Raw genomic sequence first — 13799 nt, 5'->3', positions numbered from 1 at the left:
CCAGACGCCCGGGCTCGAACTCGGCGCGTCAGTTCGGACTACTCCGCGACGGTCCCCGAGGGCACCGTCTTGAGTTCCGACCCGGCGGGTGGTGCCACGGCCACGAAGGGCACGGTCGTCAACCTGACGGTCTCCAACGGCAAGGTGCAGCTCCCGGACGTCACCAACCAGCAGTTCACCCAGGCCAACCAGACGCTCACGAACCTCGGACTGACGGTCGGGCAGAACCCGTCGTACTCCTGCACCGGCGGCCTGGTGACCCAGCAGGACCAGCCTGCTGGTGACATCGCGCAGGGCAGCACCGTCACGCTGACCTACTGCGCCGGTTCGACGCAGACGGACAACCCGACGCCCTCCGGTGACAGCAACCACCGGGACCGCAAGCGCAACAACGGCTGACGCACGGCTGGCCACGCAGGCGCGCAGTGTCCGCCCTGGAGGCCCGGAGCGGTTTCCCGAGTCAGCGCACGTGCCCGGACGTGCGGCCCGGGCGCGGGGCGCGGGGCGCCGGGCGTGGTCCGGCCCGCCGGCGTGCACCACGCGTGTGTGCCCGACCCCGAGTGTGCCTGACCCTGCACAGGCCAGACCCCGAGTGGGCCTGACTCAGGGACGGTGCGCTGCGATGAGCGGGTTGAGGCCCGTGGCGCGGTCTGCCGCTCCCGCGAGACCGGTCGTCTCGAGCCAGTTGCCGACCATCCGGTAGCCACCCTCCGTCAGGACGGACTCCGGGTGGAACTGGACCCCGTACACCGGGTGGTCCCGGTGCTCGACGCCCATGATGACTCCGCCGCCGGTGCGTGCCGTGACCGTGAGCTCGTCGGGGACCGTGCCGTCCACGATCGCGAGGGAGTGGTAGCGGGTCGCGGTGAAGGGGTGCGGGACGCCGGCGAAGAGGACGCTGTCGTCGTGGTCCACCTGCGACGTCTTGCCGTGCATGAGCTCGTCCGCGTGGGTGACCGTGGCGCCGAGGGCCTCGGCGATCGCCTGGTGCCCGAGGCACACGCCGAGCAGTGGCTTGTCGGCGGCGATGGCCGCTCGGACGGTGGGGATCGACACTCCGGCGTCCGCTGGGGTGCCGGGGCCCGGGGAGAGCAGCACGCCGTCGTAGTCAGCGATGCGCTCGGCGATCTCGTCCTCCGGGAACGAGTCGTTCCGGACGACGTCCGTGTCGGCGCCCAGCTGCTGGACGTACCCGTTCAGCGTGTAGACGAAGCTGTCGTAGTTGTCGACAACGAGGATCTTGGTCATGAGCGGTCCACCGTACTCCTGGGGCATCTGCACAGTCGGTGCGAGGCCTCTGCACACCTGTGTTGACGGTAGGATACCGGCCATGGCCAAGGACAAGGACCGCACCAAGCCCGCCCGGAGGACCCGAGCCGACTCGGTCGACACTGCGGGGGACAGCCCGAACCCGGTGTGGTTCAAGCCGGTCATGTTCGGCTTCATGCTGGTCGGCCTCGCCTGGGTGATCGTGTTCTACATCTCCCAGGGCTCGCTGCCCGTTCCGTCGCTCGACTCGTGGAACATCCTGATCGGCTTCGGCATCATGTTCATCGGCTTCCTGATGACCACGCGCTGGCGCTGACCACGCCCGTCTCCGTCGACGCCCGTCGTACCCCCGTGGTACGGCGGGCGTCGTCGTTTCTCCACAAGGACGGCACGGCCTCGGTGGCTCCGCAGCGAGCTCTCCACCGCCTGTCGACAGTTCTCCACACTCTCCACACCGCTGTCCACACCTTGGCTCCGGAGTTTTCCACAGGTGAATCCACAGTGGGGATAATCACACCGGTGTAACTCACCGATCTGTCCACAGCTGTGGACAAGTACGGGGCTCGCCTGTGGAAACCGGTGGACGACCGGCAGCGGGAGACCTGCAGAGCACGTGCAGAACGCCCCGCCGCACGGAGCGACGGGGCGTTCAGGACCGGAGTAGGGCGTGGGGTGGACCGCCTAGGCGAAGACGCCCGTGGCGCCGAGCAGGATCCCCACGAGCAGGACCACCGCCTCGGTCACCAGCAGCGCCGTCTGGAGCCCGCGTTGCCGGACGTTCCGCGTCTTCGTGAACACGAACCCGGTGATGAACCCGAGGACGATCCCGCCGACGTGCGCCTGCCACGAGATGCTCGTCCCCGGGAGGAACCCGACCACGAGGTTGAGTCCCATGATCACGAGGAGCTGCACGGCGTTGTAGCCGAGACTCCGCTGGATCACGAAGAACGCGGCGAACAACCCGAAGATCGCCCCCGACGCCCCGACGACCGGGGTGTTCGGCGCGAGCAGGGTCACCGCGAGGTCACCGCCGAGACCGGAGAGGAAGAACAACGCGAGGAACCGCCAGGTCCCGAGCAATGTTCTCGAGCATCCGCCCGAAGATCCACAGCGCCCACATGTTGAACAGGGATGTGGGAAGAAGGACGAGTGCACGAACAACCCGGTGATGATCCGCCAGGCTGCGTGTCCGCCACGGGAGCGAAGTAGAGCATCGCACCCGTCAGTGCTCGACCCGTCACCTGGTCGAGGAGCCAGACCACGACGCTGATCGCCACGAGGACGACCGTTGCCTTCCGGTCGAGCATGGCGAATCGACGCCCCGCGACGGTCAGGCCGCTCGGAGCACCGGACGCACGACGGTTCGCCTGGAACTGCGCCCGCTGCTCACGGACGCACTCCGGGCAGTGCACACCGACCGCCGCCGGCGTCTGGCACTCGGGGCAGATCGTCCGACCGCACCGCTGGCAGAGCACGAAGCTCTGCCGGTCGGGGTGCCGGTAACAGGTGTTCGGGTTGGACGCCGGGTCGGTCAACGGGGTCAGACGTCCTCGACGTCGATGCTCTCGATGACGACGTCCTCGAGGGGCTTGTCGCGACCATCGGTCGGCACACCCTCGATGGCGTCGACGACCGCGCGCGACTCGTCGTCAGCGACCTCACCGAAGATGGTGTGCTTGCCCTGCAGCCACGGCGTGGCCACCGTGGTGATGAAGAACTGCGAGCCGTTCGTGCCGCGGCCGCCCTGGATGCCGGCGTTCGCCATCGCGAAGATGTACGGGTTCTGGAAGGTGAGCTCCGGGTGGATCTCGTCGTCGAACCGGTAGCCGGGGCCGCCGATGCCCTGGCCGAGCGGGTCGCCGCCCTGGATCATGAAGTCCTTGATGATGCGGTGGAAGACCACGCCGTCGTAGAGCTTGTCGGTCGAGACCTTGCCCGTGCCGGGGTGCGTCCACTCCTGCTTGCCCGTCGCGAGGTCGACGAAGTTCTTGACGGTCTTGGGGGCGTGGTTGCCGAACAGGTTGACGCGGATGTCGCCCTTGTTCGTGTGGATCGTTGCGACAGCGGTGTGCAGAGACATGTTCCGATTCTCGCATGTACTGCTGCCGTACAGACGGTACGCACAGGCAAGCCTCCGTGACCTGTCAGCCGCCGCGGTGGCAGGATGGGCACACGCCGATCCTGTGGAGGTACCAGATGACGATCGAGATCCCGCGCAAGCGCAGGAAGCAGATCAAGAAGCTCAAGGGCAAGACCGCCTCGCTCCTGGGTGAGCAGCGCAAGGTCCTGGAGCACGCGAACGCCATCCTGGCCGAGGCACGCTCGCACGCTGCCGACGCCGCTCGCAAGGACATCGCACCCCGGGTGCAGAACGCGATCGACAACGGGATCCGTCCCGCCGTCGCCACGGGGGTGCACGCGACGAAGAGCGCTGCGCAGACCGCTTCGCACCGGTTCCAGACCGAGGTCGTCCCCGGCCTCGTCGCCACCGCCGGCTCCGTGCTGAGCGTCAAGGACCTCGCGAGCGACCCGCGCGTCAAGAAGATCGTCAAGGAGGCCCAGAAGAAGGGCAAGAAGGCGAAGAAGTCGGCGGAGAAGTACGTGCCGCACCAGAAGAAGGGTCTCGGCTTCGGCGGCGTCGCGCTGATCGTCGTCGGTGTCGTCGCGGTCGCCGGTGCGGCCTACGCGGCCTACCAGACCCTCCGCGCGGACGACGACCTCTGGGTCGCGGACGACGCGGACACGGCGGAGAAGCCCGCCGCCTGACCTCCTCGGTTCGTACGAAGGGCCCCGGCACGCGCCGGGGCCCTTCGTCGTCTCCGGGACGGCGCGGGGGCGGCGGCGCGTGTGAACGCAGAACGAAGCCCCTGCGAAGCGACGGAATCGCGACCAGGGGCTTCTGCGAGTGGAGCCTGGGAGAATCGAACTCCCGACATCCTGCTTGCAAAGCAGGCGCTCTACCAACTGAGCTAAGGCCCCGGAACACCGATGATGCTATCCGGTGTGGGTGGAGATGGTGGGGCTACAAGGACTTGAACCTTGGACCTCTTCGTTATCAGCGAAGCGCTCTAACCGCCTGAGCTATAGCCCCTCAGACCAGAAAGAGCCTACCGTACCGACCTCGCAGAACGAAATCGAGCGGTCGGACCCATCCGGCCCGGGTGTGTCAGTTGTTCGTGAACCCGACGAGCAAGCCGCCGGTGATCCGCACACTGAGGTTGTAGAGGACGCTCACGATCGCACCGAGCACGGTGCCGACCACCACGTTGAGGATGCCCACGACGATGGAGAACCCGAGCACCTGCCCCAGCGAGAACTGGTCCATGATCGAGTAGTTGTTCTGCCCCGTGACGTCCTTGAGCAGGGCGTCCACCTGGGTGAACACCCCCGTCTGGTTGAGGATGACCCAGACCAGCGCCGTCGCGACGACGATGACGATCGAACCGGCGAGGGCGATGAGGAAGCTCAGCTTCACCATCGACCAGAAGTCGACGTACACCAGACGCAGGCGGACCTGCCGGGTGCCGACGGGCCGCTTCGCCTTCTTCTGGAGCTTCTCGGCGACACTACTCATTGCTTGACTGGTCCTCTCCGGCCTCGCGGTCGGCGGGCTGGTCGTCGGCTGCTTCGGTCGGGCTGACCGTCTCCACCGGGCCCGCGGGCTCGATCTCGGCGTCGTCCTGGTCGTCCAGGTTCCGCTCACTGTTCCGGGCCACTGCGATGATCCGGTCGTTGTCCGCGAACCTCGCGAAGACGACGCCCATCGTGTCGCGGCCCTTGGCGGGCACCTCGGCCACGGCAGACCTTACCACCTTGCCCGATTGCAGCACGACGAGCACCTCGTCGTCCTCACCGACGATGAGAGCCCCCACAAGGTCCCCTCGATCGGCGGCCAGCTTGGCGACCTTGATGCCGAGACCGCCACGGCCCTGCACGCGGTACTGGTCGACCGAGGTGCGCTTGGCATAGCCGCCCTCCGTCATCACCCAGACGTACCCGTCGTCGGACACGACCCGGGCCGCGAGCAGCGAGTCGTCGTCGCGGAACGACATGCCCTTCACACCGGAGGTCGACCGGCCCATCGGACGGAGTGCGTCGTTCGAGGCCGTGAACCGCAGCGACATGCCGTGCTTCGACACGAGGAGCAGGTCGTCGTGCTCGTCGACGAGAAGCGCCTGCACGAGGGTGTCCCCGTCGCGGAGGTTGATCGCGATGATGCCGCCGGTGCGGTTCGTGTCGTACTCCGTGAGCGCGGTCTTCTTGATGAGCCCGTGCTGCGTCGCGAGCACGAGGTACTGCGCGGCCTCGTAGTCGCGGATGTCGAGGACCTGCTGGATCTGCTCGTCGGGCTGCATGGCGAGCAGGTTCGCGACGTGCTGGCCCTTCGCGTCGCGGCCGGCTTCCTGCAGCTCGTACGTCTTCGCGCGGTAGACGCGTCCCTTGTCGGTGAGGAACAGGAGCCAGTGGTGCGTCGTCGTCACGAAGAAGTGCTCGACGACGTCGTCCGCACGGAGCTGCGCACCCTTGACCCCGCGACCGCCCCGGTGCTGCGACCGGTAGTTGTCGCTCCGGGTGCGCTTGACGTACCCACCACGGGTGATGGTGACGACCATCTCCTCTTCCGGGATGAGGTCTTCCATCGACATGTCGCCGTCGAACCCGAGCATGATCTCGCTGCGGCGGTCGTCCCCGAAGCGCGCGACGATCTCGTCGAGCTCCTCGATGATGATCGCGCGCTGCCGCTCCGGCTTGGCGAGGATGTCGTTGAAGTCGGCGATCTTGCGCTCGAGCTCCTCAGCCTCGTCGTGGATCTTCTGGCGCTCGAGCGCGGCGAGACGACGCAGCTGCAGCTCGAGGATCGCACGCGCCTGGATCTCGTCGACGTCGAGCAGTTCCATGAGGCCGGAGCGGGCCTCTTCCGCGTCGGGCGAGCGACGGATGAGGGCGATGACCTCGTCGAGCGCGTCGAGCGCCTTGAGGTAGCCGCGCAGGATGTGTGCGCGCTTCTCGGCCTCGCGCAGCCGGTACTGGGTGCGGCGGACGATGACGTCGACCTGGTGGTCGACCCAGGCGGAGATGAACCCGTCGAGCGCGAGGGTGCGTGGCACGCCGTCGACGATCGCGAGCATGTTCGCGCCGAAGTTCTCCTGCAGCTGCGTGTGCTTGTACAGGTTGTTGAGGACGACCTTCGCCACGGCGTCGCGCTTGAGCACGATGACGAGGCGCTGACCGGTGCGACCCGACGTCTCGTCGCGGATGTCCGCGATGCCGGCGAGCTTGCCGTCCTTGACGCCCTCCGCGATCTTGATCGCGAGGTTGTCCGGGTTCACCTGGTACGGCAGCTCGGTCACGACGAGACAGGTCCGGCCCTGGATCTCCTCGACGTTGACCACCGCGCGCATCGTGATGGAGCCACGACCGGTCCGGTAGGCGTCCTGGATGCCCTTGGTGCCGAGGATCTGCGCGCCGGTCGGGAAGTCCGGGCCCTTGATCCGCTGCATGAGGGCCGTCAGGAGTTCCTCGCGCGTGGCCTCGGGGTGCTCGAGCGCCCACTTCGCACCCTCGGAGACCTCGCGCAGGTTGTGCGGCGGGATGTTCGTCGCCATGCCGACGGCGATGCCGACCGAACCGTTGACGAGGAGGTTCGGGAAGCGCGCCGGCAGGATCGCGGGCTCCTGCGTGCGGCCGTCGTAGTTGTCCTGGAAGTCGACGGTCTCTTCCTCGATGTCCCGCACCATCTCGAGGGCGAGCGGGGCCATCTTGGTCTCGGTGTACCGCGGGGCCGCGGCGCCGTCGTTGCCGGCCGAGCCGAAGTTGCCCTGGCCGAGCGCGAGCGGGTAGCGCAGCGACCACGGCTGCACGAGGCGGACGAGGGCGTCGTAGATGGCCGAGTCGCCGTGCGGGTGGAACTGGCCCATGACGTCGCCGACGACGCGGGAGCACTTCGAGAACGCGCGGTCGGGGCGGTACCCGCCGTCGTACATCGCGTAGATCACGCGGCGGTGCACCGGCTTGAGCCCGTCACGGACCTCGGGGAGCGCGCGGCCGACGATGACCGACATCGCGTAGTCGAGGTACGACCGCTGCATCTCGAGCTGCAGGTCGACCTGCGAGATGCGGTCGCCGGAGACGACGATGTCCCCGCTGTCGCCGTGGACGATCTCGGGCTGCTCGTCGGCGCCGTTCTCGTTGTCGTCAGCCATGTGGCGTGGTCACCTTTCTGGTGGCCCTCCGGTCGTCGGCCGGGAGGCACTGGTTCCGTCGGTCGCGCCGGGCGCGACCACAGGGGGTCGGGACTGGTCGACGCGGCTGGCACCGCGCCTCCAGGCCGGTACTAGATGTCGAGGAAGCGGACGTCCTTGGCGTTCTGCTGGATGAACTGGCGACGCGCGTCGACGTCCTCGCCCATCAGCGTCGCGAAGACGCTGTCGACGGCCGCGGCGTCCTCGAGCGTGACCTGCAGGAGCGTGCGGGTGTCCGGGTTCATGGTGGTGTCCCAGAGCTCCTTGTAGTCCATCTCGCCGAGACCCTTGTAGCGCTGGATCCCGTTGTCCTTCGGGATCCGCTTGCCGGCCGCGATGCCCGCCTGGAGCAGCGCGTCGCGCTCCCGGTCGGAGAACACGTACTCGTGCGCCGAGTTCGACCACTTGAGGCGGTAGAGCGGCGGCTGCGCCAGGTACACGTAGCCGCGCTCGATGAGCGGCCGCATGTAGCGGAACAGCAGCGTCAGGAGCAGGGTCGTGATGTGCTGGCCGTCGACGTCGGCATCCGCCATCAGCACGATCTTGTGGTAGCGGGCCTTCTCCGGGTCGAAGTCCTCGCCGATACCGGCGCCGAACGCCGTGATCATCGACTGGATCTCCTGGTTGGCCAGCGCGCGGTCGAGTCGCGCCTTCTCGACGTTCAGGATCTTGCCCCGGAGCGGGAGGATCGCCTGCGTGAGCGGGTTGCGGCCCTGCACGGCCGAGCCGCCGGCGGAGTCGCCCTCGACCATGAAGATCTCGGAGATCGTCGGGTCCTTCGACTGGCAGTCCTTGAGCTTGCCGGGCATGCCGCCCGACTCGAGGAGCCCCTTGCGGCGGGTGGTCTCACGCGCCTTGCGGGCCGCGAGCCGCGCCTGCGACGCCTGGATCGCCTTGCGGATGACGTCCCGCGCCTGGGTGGGGTTGCGGTCGAACCAGTCCGCGAGTTCGCTGCCGACGACCTTCTGCACGAAGCCCTTGGCCTCGGTGTTGCCGAGCTTGGTCTTCGTCTGGCCCTCGAACTGCGGTTCGCCGAGCTTGATGGAGATGACGGCCGTCAAGCCCTCACGGATGTCGTCACCGGTGAGGTTGTCGTCCTTCTCCTTGATGATCTTGTTGTCCCGGGCGTACTTGTTGACCAGGTACGTCAGCGCGGCACGGAAGCCCTCTTCGTGGGTGCCGCCCTCGTGGGTGTTGATCGTGTTCGCGAAGGTGTGGACGCTCTCCTGGTAGGAGGTGTTCCACTGCATCGCGATCTCGAGCGCGATCTGACGCTCCTTGTCCTCGGACTCGATCGAGATGACGTCCTCGTGGACCTTGTCCGCCTTCTTCTGCGCGTTGAGGTACTCGACGTAGTCGATGAGCCCGCGCTCGTAGTGGAAGGTGTCCTTGCGGGCCTCTTCGCCCTCGTCCGGGGTGCGCTCGTCACGGAGCTCGATCTTCAGGCCCTTGTTGAGGAACGCCGTCTGCTGGAAGCGGGTGCGGAGTGTCTCGTAGTCGAACTCGACGGTCTCGAAGATCTCGTCGTTCGGCCAGAAGGTGATGGTGGTGCCGGTGCGGTCGGTCTCCTCGCCCTCGACGACCGGGGCGACGGGGACACCGTCCGTGTAGCTCTGGCGGTAGACGTGCCCGTCGCGCGCGACCTCGACGTCGAGCTCGGTGCTCAGCGCGTTGACGACCGACGAGCCGACGCCGTGGAGGCCACCGGACACCGCGTACCCGCCACCGCCGAACTTGCCGCCGGCGTGCAGGACGGTCAGGACGACCTGGAGCGTCGAGACGCCCTCGGTCGGGTGCGTGCTGACGGGGATGCCGCGACCGTTGTCCACGACCCGGATGCCGCCGTCTTCCCGGATGGTGATCGAGATGGTGTCGCAGTAGCCGGCGAGGGCTTCGTCGACCGAGTTGTCGACGATCTCGTAGACCAGGTGGTGGAGACCGCGCGGACCCGTCGAGCCGATGTACATGCCCGGGCGCTTGCGGACGGCCTCGAGGCCCTCCAGCACCTGGATCTGGTCTGCACCGTAGGACGGTTCGTTCTTCTGTGCGTCGTCAGATCCTGATGTCATTCGAGAGAGCTCCTGCCTGCGCGCGGAACGCCCGCACACTGCACTCCCGAGTCTACCGCGTCGCCCGTTCGTTCGAGGCGGAATCCGGCCGCTGACGGGCCTTTTTTCGCCCGGCAGGATGAAATTGCCGCCTCAACCGTAGGTGTCGCGAGGACCGCGCCCCTGGACGGTCCTGGGACCGCGTTTCCAGGTGGGGGCGTCGGGGCCGGAAACCCGGATCGACTCGACCCCTGCCTGCGGGTGCCGTTCGGCGATCGTCGTGGTGATGGTCGAACGCATGAGTCGGAGCTGCGTGGCCCACGCCGTGGAGTCGCACCGGATGACGAGGGCACCGTCGTCGATGGTCACCGGGTGGGAGTGCTTCGCGAGCTCCTCGCCCACCACGCCGGGCCAGTCGACGAACAGCTCGGAGCGGGCGAGCGGCTCGACCCAGCCGAGCTCGTTCGCGAGGGAGCCGACGACGTCGCCGAGCCCCTTCGGTTCGCGGCCTCGGCCGTAGGGCACGGAGTCCGCGTCGACTTCGCGGGCTCGGCGGCGCCGGGCGTCCACGGTGCGGAGCGACGGGTCGCCGAACACGGCCTTCAGGTGGCGGTAGAACCGGGACGGCTCGGTGGGCTTCCAGGGCTTCGGCATCAGGACGCCGTGTCCGCGCTCGACGGGTCGACGGTCGTGGCCGGCGCGGGCCGGTCGACGATCGTGCCGGCCTCGATGTGCACGGTGTGCGCCGCCAGCTGCTCGGGAACGTCACCGAACACCGCCGCCGTGATGAGCACCTGCTCGTAGTCCGCGACCGCGTTCGCGAGCCGTTCCCGGCGGGACTCGTCGAGTTCGGCGAAGACGTCGTCGAGGATGATGATCGGGTCGCCGAGCGTCGACTCGGCACGCAGCACCGCGGCGCTCGCGAGCTGCACGGCCAACGCGAAGGACCACGATTCCCCGTGACTGGCGTAGCCGCGGGCGGGTAACCCGTTGAGCTGGAAGAGCACGTCGTCCCGGTGGGGTCCGACGAGGGTCAGTCCTCGGTCGAGTTCGTCCCGGCGGCGGCGGTCGAGCGCACTCCTGAACGCCTCGGCCGCAGCGGGGACCGTGACCGGCTCGTCCGGGGTCCCGAGCACGGGGTCCGTCGCTGCCGCGTCCTCCGGGTCACCGCCGCGGACGCTGAGGACGCCGGTGATCGTCGCCTCGTGCCGTTCGCCGGCGACGGTCGCGTACGCCTCCGTCACGAAGGGGGCGAGCCGCCGCGTGAGGTGGTCCCGGGCGGCGATGATCTCGGCGCCGAACGACACGAGCCGGTCGTCCCAGACGTCGAGCGTGGAGAGCGCCCCGGCCTTCGAGCCGGTGGCCCGCGCGGACTTCAGCAGGGTGTTCCGCTGCCGGAGCGTCCGGTCGTAGTCGGCGAGCACGCCCTGCATGCGCGGCGCGATCTGCCCGAAGAGCTCGTCGAGCATCCGCCGGCGCCCGGCCGGTTCGCCGCGGACGAGCGCGAGGTCCTCGGGGGCGAACAGGACGCTCGTGCAGTACCGAGGGAGCTCGCGGGGCTTGATCGCCGCCCGGTTGACCTGCGCCCGGTTCGATCCCGACCGGTTGATCTGCACCTCCGCGAGGATGCTGCGGTCCTCGTGCGCCAGTCGCGCGCGGACGATCGCCGCGTCGCACCCCTGCCGGACGAGCGCGGCGTCCGTCGGCACGCGGTGGGAGCCGAGCGTGGACAGGTACCCGATCGCCTCGACGAGGTTCGTCTTGCCCTGACCGTTGCGGCCCACGAACAGGTTCGGCCCGCGTGCGAGGTCGACCTCCGCCTCCCGGTAGTTCCGGAAGTCGGTGAGTTGCAGGTGGTCGACGTGCACGCGGGCCGGGACGAGCTCAGGTGGTGACCTGAACTACGCCTTCTTGACGGCGTGGCCGCCGAACTGGTTGCGGAGCGCCGCGACGGCCTTCATCGTCGGGGACTGGCTCCCCTGACGCGAGACGAAGCGGGCGAACATCGCAGCCGAGAGCGCGGGCATCGGCACCGCGAGCTCGATCGCCTCTTCGAGGGTCCAGCGACCCTCGCCCGAGTCGTCGACGTAGCCCTCGAGCTCGTCGAGCTTCGGGTCCTCGTTGATGGCGAGCACGAGCAGGTCGAGCAGCCACGAACGCACGACCGTGCCGCGCTGCCACCCGGCGAAGACGGCGGGCACGTCGTGCACGATGTCCTTCGCCTCGAGGAGCTCGTAGCCCTCGCCGTACGCCTGCATGATCGCGTACTCGATGCCGTTGTGGACCATCTTCGCGTAGTGCCCGGCACCGACGCCGCCGGCGTGCGAGAAGCCCTCTTCGCGCGGGCCCTCGGGGCGGAGCGCGTCGAACACCGGCATGGCGAACTCGACGTCCTTGACGTCACCGCCGACCATGAGGCCGTAGCCGTTGTCCTTGCCCCAGACGCCACCGGAGACACCGGCGTCCATGTAGCGGATGCCCTCGGCGCCGAGCTGCTCGGCGTGCTTGGTGTCGTCGAGCCACTTCGAGTTGCCACCGTCGATGACCAGGTCGCCCTCGCCGAGGACCTCGGCGAGCTCGGTGATGACGTCGTCGGTGATCTTGCCGTGCGGGACCATGACCCACACGAGCTTCTGGCCCTCGGGCAGCGCGGCCGCGAGGTCCGCGAGGCTGGCGACGTCCGAGACGGCGGGGTTCGCGTCGAACCCGGTGACCTCGATGCCTGCGTTGCGGAGACGGGCACGCATGTTGTTGCCCATGCGACCGAGGCCGACAAGACCGATGTGCATGATTTCCTCTTCTGTTCGTCGTCGCGCTGATGCAGGTGGGGCGCGTCAGCGCAGTGTTCGGCTGTTGCGCTTACCGCAGCAGGAGATTGGGCTGCAGCAGGTACCGGTATCCGTCCGTGGCAGGTGCTTCCTGCGAAGTCTGGCCGGTGAGCAGCACCGGGCCGGGCTTGTTGGGGTTCTCCGTCTTGGTGAAGGAGATGCGGACGAACTCGGAGTGCACCGCGTTCAACCCGTCCAGGAGGAAGGCGGGCTTCAACGAGACCACCGTTTCCTCACCGGTCAGCAACGCATCGATCGACTCTGACGCCTGCGCTTGTTCGGACCCGATCGCCTCGAGCGTGAGCCCGTCGACCGAGAAGGAGAACCGGAGCGCTGCTTCGCGCTCCAGGACGAGGGAGACCCGTCGGACGGCCTCGACGAGTTCCGCGGTGTTGATCACCGCGTGGTCGTCGACCGTCTCGGGGAAGAGCCGGCGGACCGGCGGGTAGTTGCCCTTGATGAGCAGGGACGTCACCGTCTTGTCGTCGGCGTGGAACGCGATGAGCTCGCGGTCGGACGTGCCGCTGATCGACACGGACACCGTCGACGCGGAGCCGAAGGTGCGGCCGACTTCTTGCAGGGTCCGGGCCGGGACGAGTGCGTGGAGCGGCTCCGAGCCGACGCGGCCCGAGTCCCACGCGATGGTCCGGACGGCGACGCGGTAGCGGTCGGTCGCGATGAGGGAGAGGTCGTTGTCGCCGACCTCGAGCTGCACGCCGGTGATGACCGGCGTGACGTCGTCGCGGCTCGCAGCGACGGCGACCTGCGAGACCGCCTCCGAGAAGGCGTCCCCGGGGATGACACCGGTCTGCGGTCCGATCTCCGGGAGGGTGGGGTACTCCTCGACCGGCATGGACAGCAGCGTGAAGTGCGCGGAGCCGCAGGTCACCGAGATCTTCGTGTCCTCGGTCGTGAACGTGACGGGCGCGTTCGGCAGGCGGCTCGCGATGTCGTTGAGGAGCCGGCCCGAGACGAGGACCGTGCCCGACTCGTCGATCTGCGCCGTGATCGAGGTCTGCGCGGAGACCTCGTAGTCGAACGACGAGAGCGTCAGACGATCGCCGTCGGCGTGGATCAGCACGCCGGAGAGGATCGGGAGGGTCGTGCGCTGTGGGAGGAGCTTCACCGCGAAGGAGACGGCTTCGGAGAAGACGTCCCGGTTGACCTCGAACTTCACAGCTGGGACCCCTGTCGATCGGTTGGACTGTCCGGCCGCCCCATTGTGGCACAGCGGAGGGGGCGCCGGATTCTTGTCATCCGCCGTCCACAAGGTTGTCCCGCGGAGATTCATCGTTAACCAGGATCAATGGTGTTAACGCCTGTGCACAGTGTGGATAACTCTGTGCATCCCGCTTCTCCACAGGGAACTACACAGGTGTGAGTTGTGAGTGGTGTGGCACGAGGTCGGATGA

13 protein-coding genes and 2 tRNA genes are annotated in these 13799 nt (G+C 68.0%); 3 read left to right on the top strand and 12 right to left on the bottom strand.

The genetic code is table 11. The features are described 5' to 3' along the window. On the top strand, positions 1-399 hold a 399-nt coding region (locus tag I59_RS11865; protein ID WP_148286202.1), incomplete at its 5' end, for a PASTA domain-containing protein. A gap of 204 nt (positions 400-603) precedes the next feature. On the opposite strand, the gene I59_RS11860 is transcribed toward I59_RS11865, so the two are convergent. Further along, the gene (locus I59_RS11860) at positions 604-1248 is read right to left on the bottom strand and encodes an aminodeoxychorismate/anthranilate synthase component II (RefSeq protein ID WP_031273692.1); all 645 of its coding nucleotides are present in this window, start codon (positions 1246-1248) and stop codon (positions 604-606) included. Positions 1249-1330: 82 nt separating this feature from the next. On the opposite strand from I59_RS11860, the gene I59_RS11855 reads away from it, so the two are divergent. Beyond that, complete coding sequence (locus tag I59_RS11855) at positions 1331-1585, top strand: cell division protein CrgA (protein WP_022904052.1); 255 nt, start codon at positions 1331-1333, stop codon at positions 1583-1585. A gap of 365 nt (positions 1586-1950) precedes the next feature. Here the strand turns inward: I59_RS11855 and I59_RS19905 are convergent, their stop codons facing one another. Together I59_RS19905 and I59_RS11845 are read right to left on the bottom strand one after the other, a co-directional pair. After that, positions 1951-2424: a rhomboid family intramembrane serine protease gene (locus I59_RS19905; RefSeq protein ID WP_261976563.1), complete on the bottom strand. Its 474-nt coding sequence runs from the start codon at positions 2422-2424 to the stop codon at positions 1951-1953. A 385-nt stretch (positions 2425-2809) separates the two neighbouring features. Next, positions 2810-3349, bottom strand: a complete 540-nt coding sequence (locus I59_RS11845) for a peptidylprolyl isomerase (RefSeq protein WP_022904051.1) — start codon at positions 3347-3349, stop codon at positions 2810-2812. Positions 3350-3465: 116 nt separating this feature from the next. Here I59_RS11845 and I59_RS11840 point away from each other — a divergent pair, with 116 nt between their 5' ends. After that, entirely contained in the window at positions 3466-4035 is a 570-nt protein-coding gene (locus tag I59_RS11840; RefSeq protein WP_022904050.1) for a hypothetical protein, read from the top strand. A 140-nt stretch (positions 4036-4175) separates the two neighbouring features. Here I59_RS11840 and I59_RS11835 read toward each other — a convergent pair. The 9 genes from I59_RS11835 to dnaN form a co-directional block, all read right to left on the bottom strand. Continuing rightward, a tRNA-Ala gene (locus I59_RS11835) sits at positions 4176-4248 on the bottom strand. 35 nt (positions 4249-4283) lie between these two features. Beyond that, positions 4284-4360: transfer RNA gene (locus tag I59_RS11830), tRNA-Ile, on the bottom strand. 75 nt (positions 4361-4435) lie between these two features. Next, positions 4436-4843, bottom strand: a complete 408-nt coding sequence (locus tag I59_RS11825; protein WP_022904049.1) for a DUF3566 domain-containing protein — start codon at positions 4841-4843, stop codon at positions 4436-4438. Continuing rightward, on the bottom strand, positions 4836-7472 hold the full coding sequence (gene gyrA, locus I59_RS11820; RefSeq protein ID WP_022904048.1) for a DNA gyrase subunit A: 2637 nt from the start codon (positions 7470-7472) through the stop codon (positions 4836-4838). The genes I59_RS11825 and gyrA overlap by 8 nt, the downstream gene beginning before the upstream one ends. A 131-nt stretch (positions 7473-7603) precedes the next feature. Continuing rightward, positions 7604-9580, bottom strand: coding sequence for a DNA topoisomerase (ATP-hydrolyzing) subunit B (gyrB, locus tag I59_RS11815; protein WP_022904047.1), 1977 nt, complete (start codon positions 9578-9580; stop codon positions 7604-7606). A 132-nt stretch (positions 9581-9712) separates the two neighbouring features. After that, entirely contained in the window at positions 9713-10213 is a 501-nt protein-coding gene (locus I59_RS11810) for a DUF721 domain-containing protein (RefSeq protein WP_022904046.1), read from the bottom strand. Then, positions 10213-11427: a DNA replication/repair protein RecF gene (gene recF, locus I59_RS11805; protein ID WP_022904045.1), complete on the bottom strand. Its 1215-nt coding sequence runs from the start codon at positions 11425-11427 to the stop codon at positions 10213-10215. Before recF ends, I59_RS11810 begins: the two co-directional genes overlap by 1 nt. A gap of 33 nt (positions 11428-11460) precedes the next feature. Further along, positions 11461-12348 (bottom strand): phosphogluconate dehydrogenase (NAD(+)-dependent, decarboxylating), encoded by an 888-nt coding sequence (gene gnd / locus I59_RS11800; protein WP_022904044.1) that lies wholly within the window; start codon positions 12346-12348, stop codon positions 11461-11463. A gap of 70 nt (positions 12349-12418) precedes the next feature. Then, positions 12419-13564: a DNA polymerase III subunit beta gene (gene dnaN, locus I59_RS11795; protein WP_022904043.1), complete on the bottom strand. Its 1146-nt coding sequence runs from the start codon at positions 13562-13564 to the stop codon at positions 12419-12421. Positions 13565-13799: the final 235 nt, after the last annotated feature.

Origin of the sequence: Curtobacterium sp. B8, from assembly GCF_000333315.1 — a bacterium.
Classification (GTDB): Bacteria; Actinomycetota; Actinomycetes; order Actinomycetales; family Microbacteriaceae; genus Curtobacterium; species Curtobacterium luteum.
Note: the sequence above shows the minus strand (reverse complement) of the source record. Positions and strands in the feature narration are given on the sequence as shown.

Bases quoted from the DNA above. Each gene is read 5' to 3' on its own strand.
- I59_RS11845 (WP_022904051.1), bottom strand. From the start codon at position 3,349: ATGTCTCTGCACACCGCTGTCGCAACGATCCACACGAACAAGGGCGAC.
- I59_RS11810 (WP_022904046.1), bottom strand. From the start codon at position 10,213: ATGCCGAAGCCCTGGAAGCCCACCGAGCCGTCCCGGTTCTACCGCCAC.
- I59_RS11855 (WP_022904052.1), top strand. From the start codon at position 1,331: ATGGCCAAGGACAAGGACCGCACCAAGCCCGCCCGGAGGACCCGAGCC.
- I59_RS11860 (WP_031273692.1), bottom strand. From the start codon at position 1,248: ATGACCAAGATCCTCGTTGTCGACAACTACGACAGCTTCGTCTACACG.
- gyrB (WP_022904047.1), bottom strand. From the start codon at position 9,580: ATGACATCAGGATCTGACGACGCACAGAAGAACGAACCGTCCTACGGT.
- gnd (WP_022904044.1), bottom strand. From the start codon at position 12,348: ATGCACATCGGTCTTGTCGGCCTCGGTCGCATGGGCAACAACATGCGT.
- gyrA (WP_022904048.1), bottom strand. From the start codon at position 7,472: ATGGCTGACGACAACGAGAACGGCGCCGACGAGCAGCCCGAGATCGTC.
- I59_RS11825 (WP_022904049.1), bottom strand. From the start codon at position 4,843: ATGAGTAGTGTCGCCGAGAAGCTCCAGAAGAAGGCGAAGCGGCCCGTC.
- I59_RS11840 (WP_022904050.1), top strand. From the start codon at position 3,466: ATGACGATCGAGATCCCGCGCAAGCGCAGGAAGCAGATCAAGAAGCTC.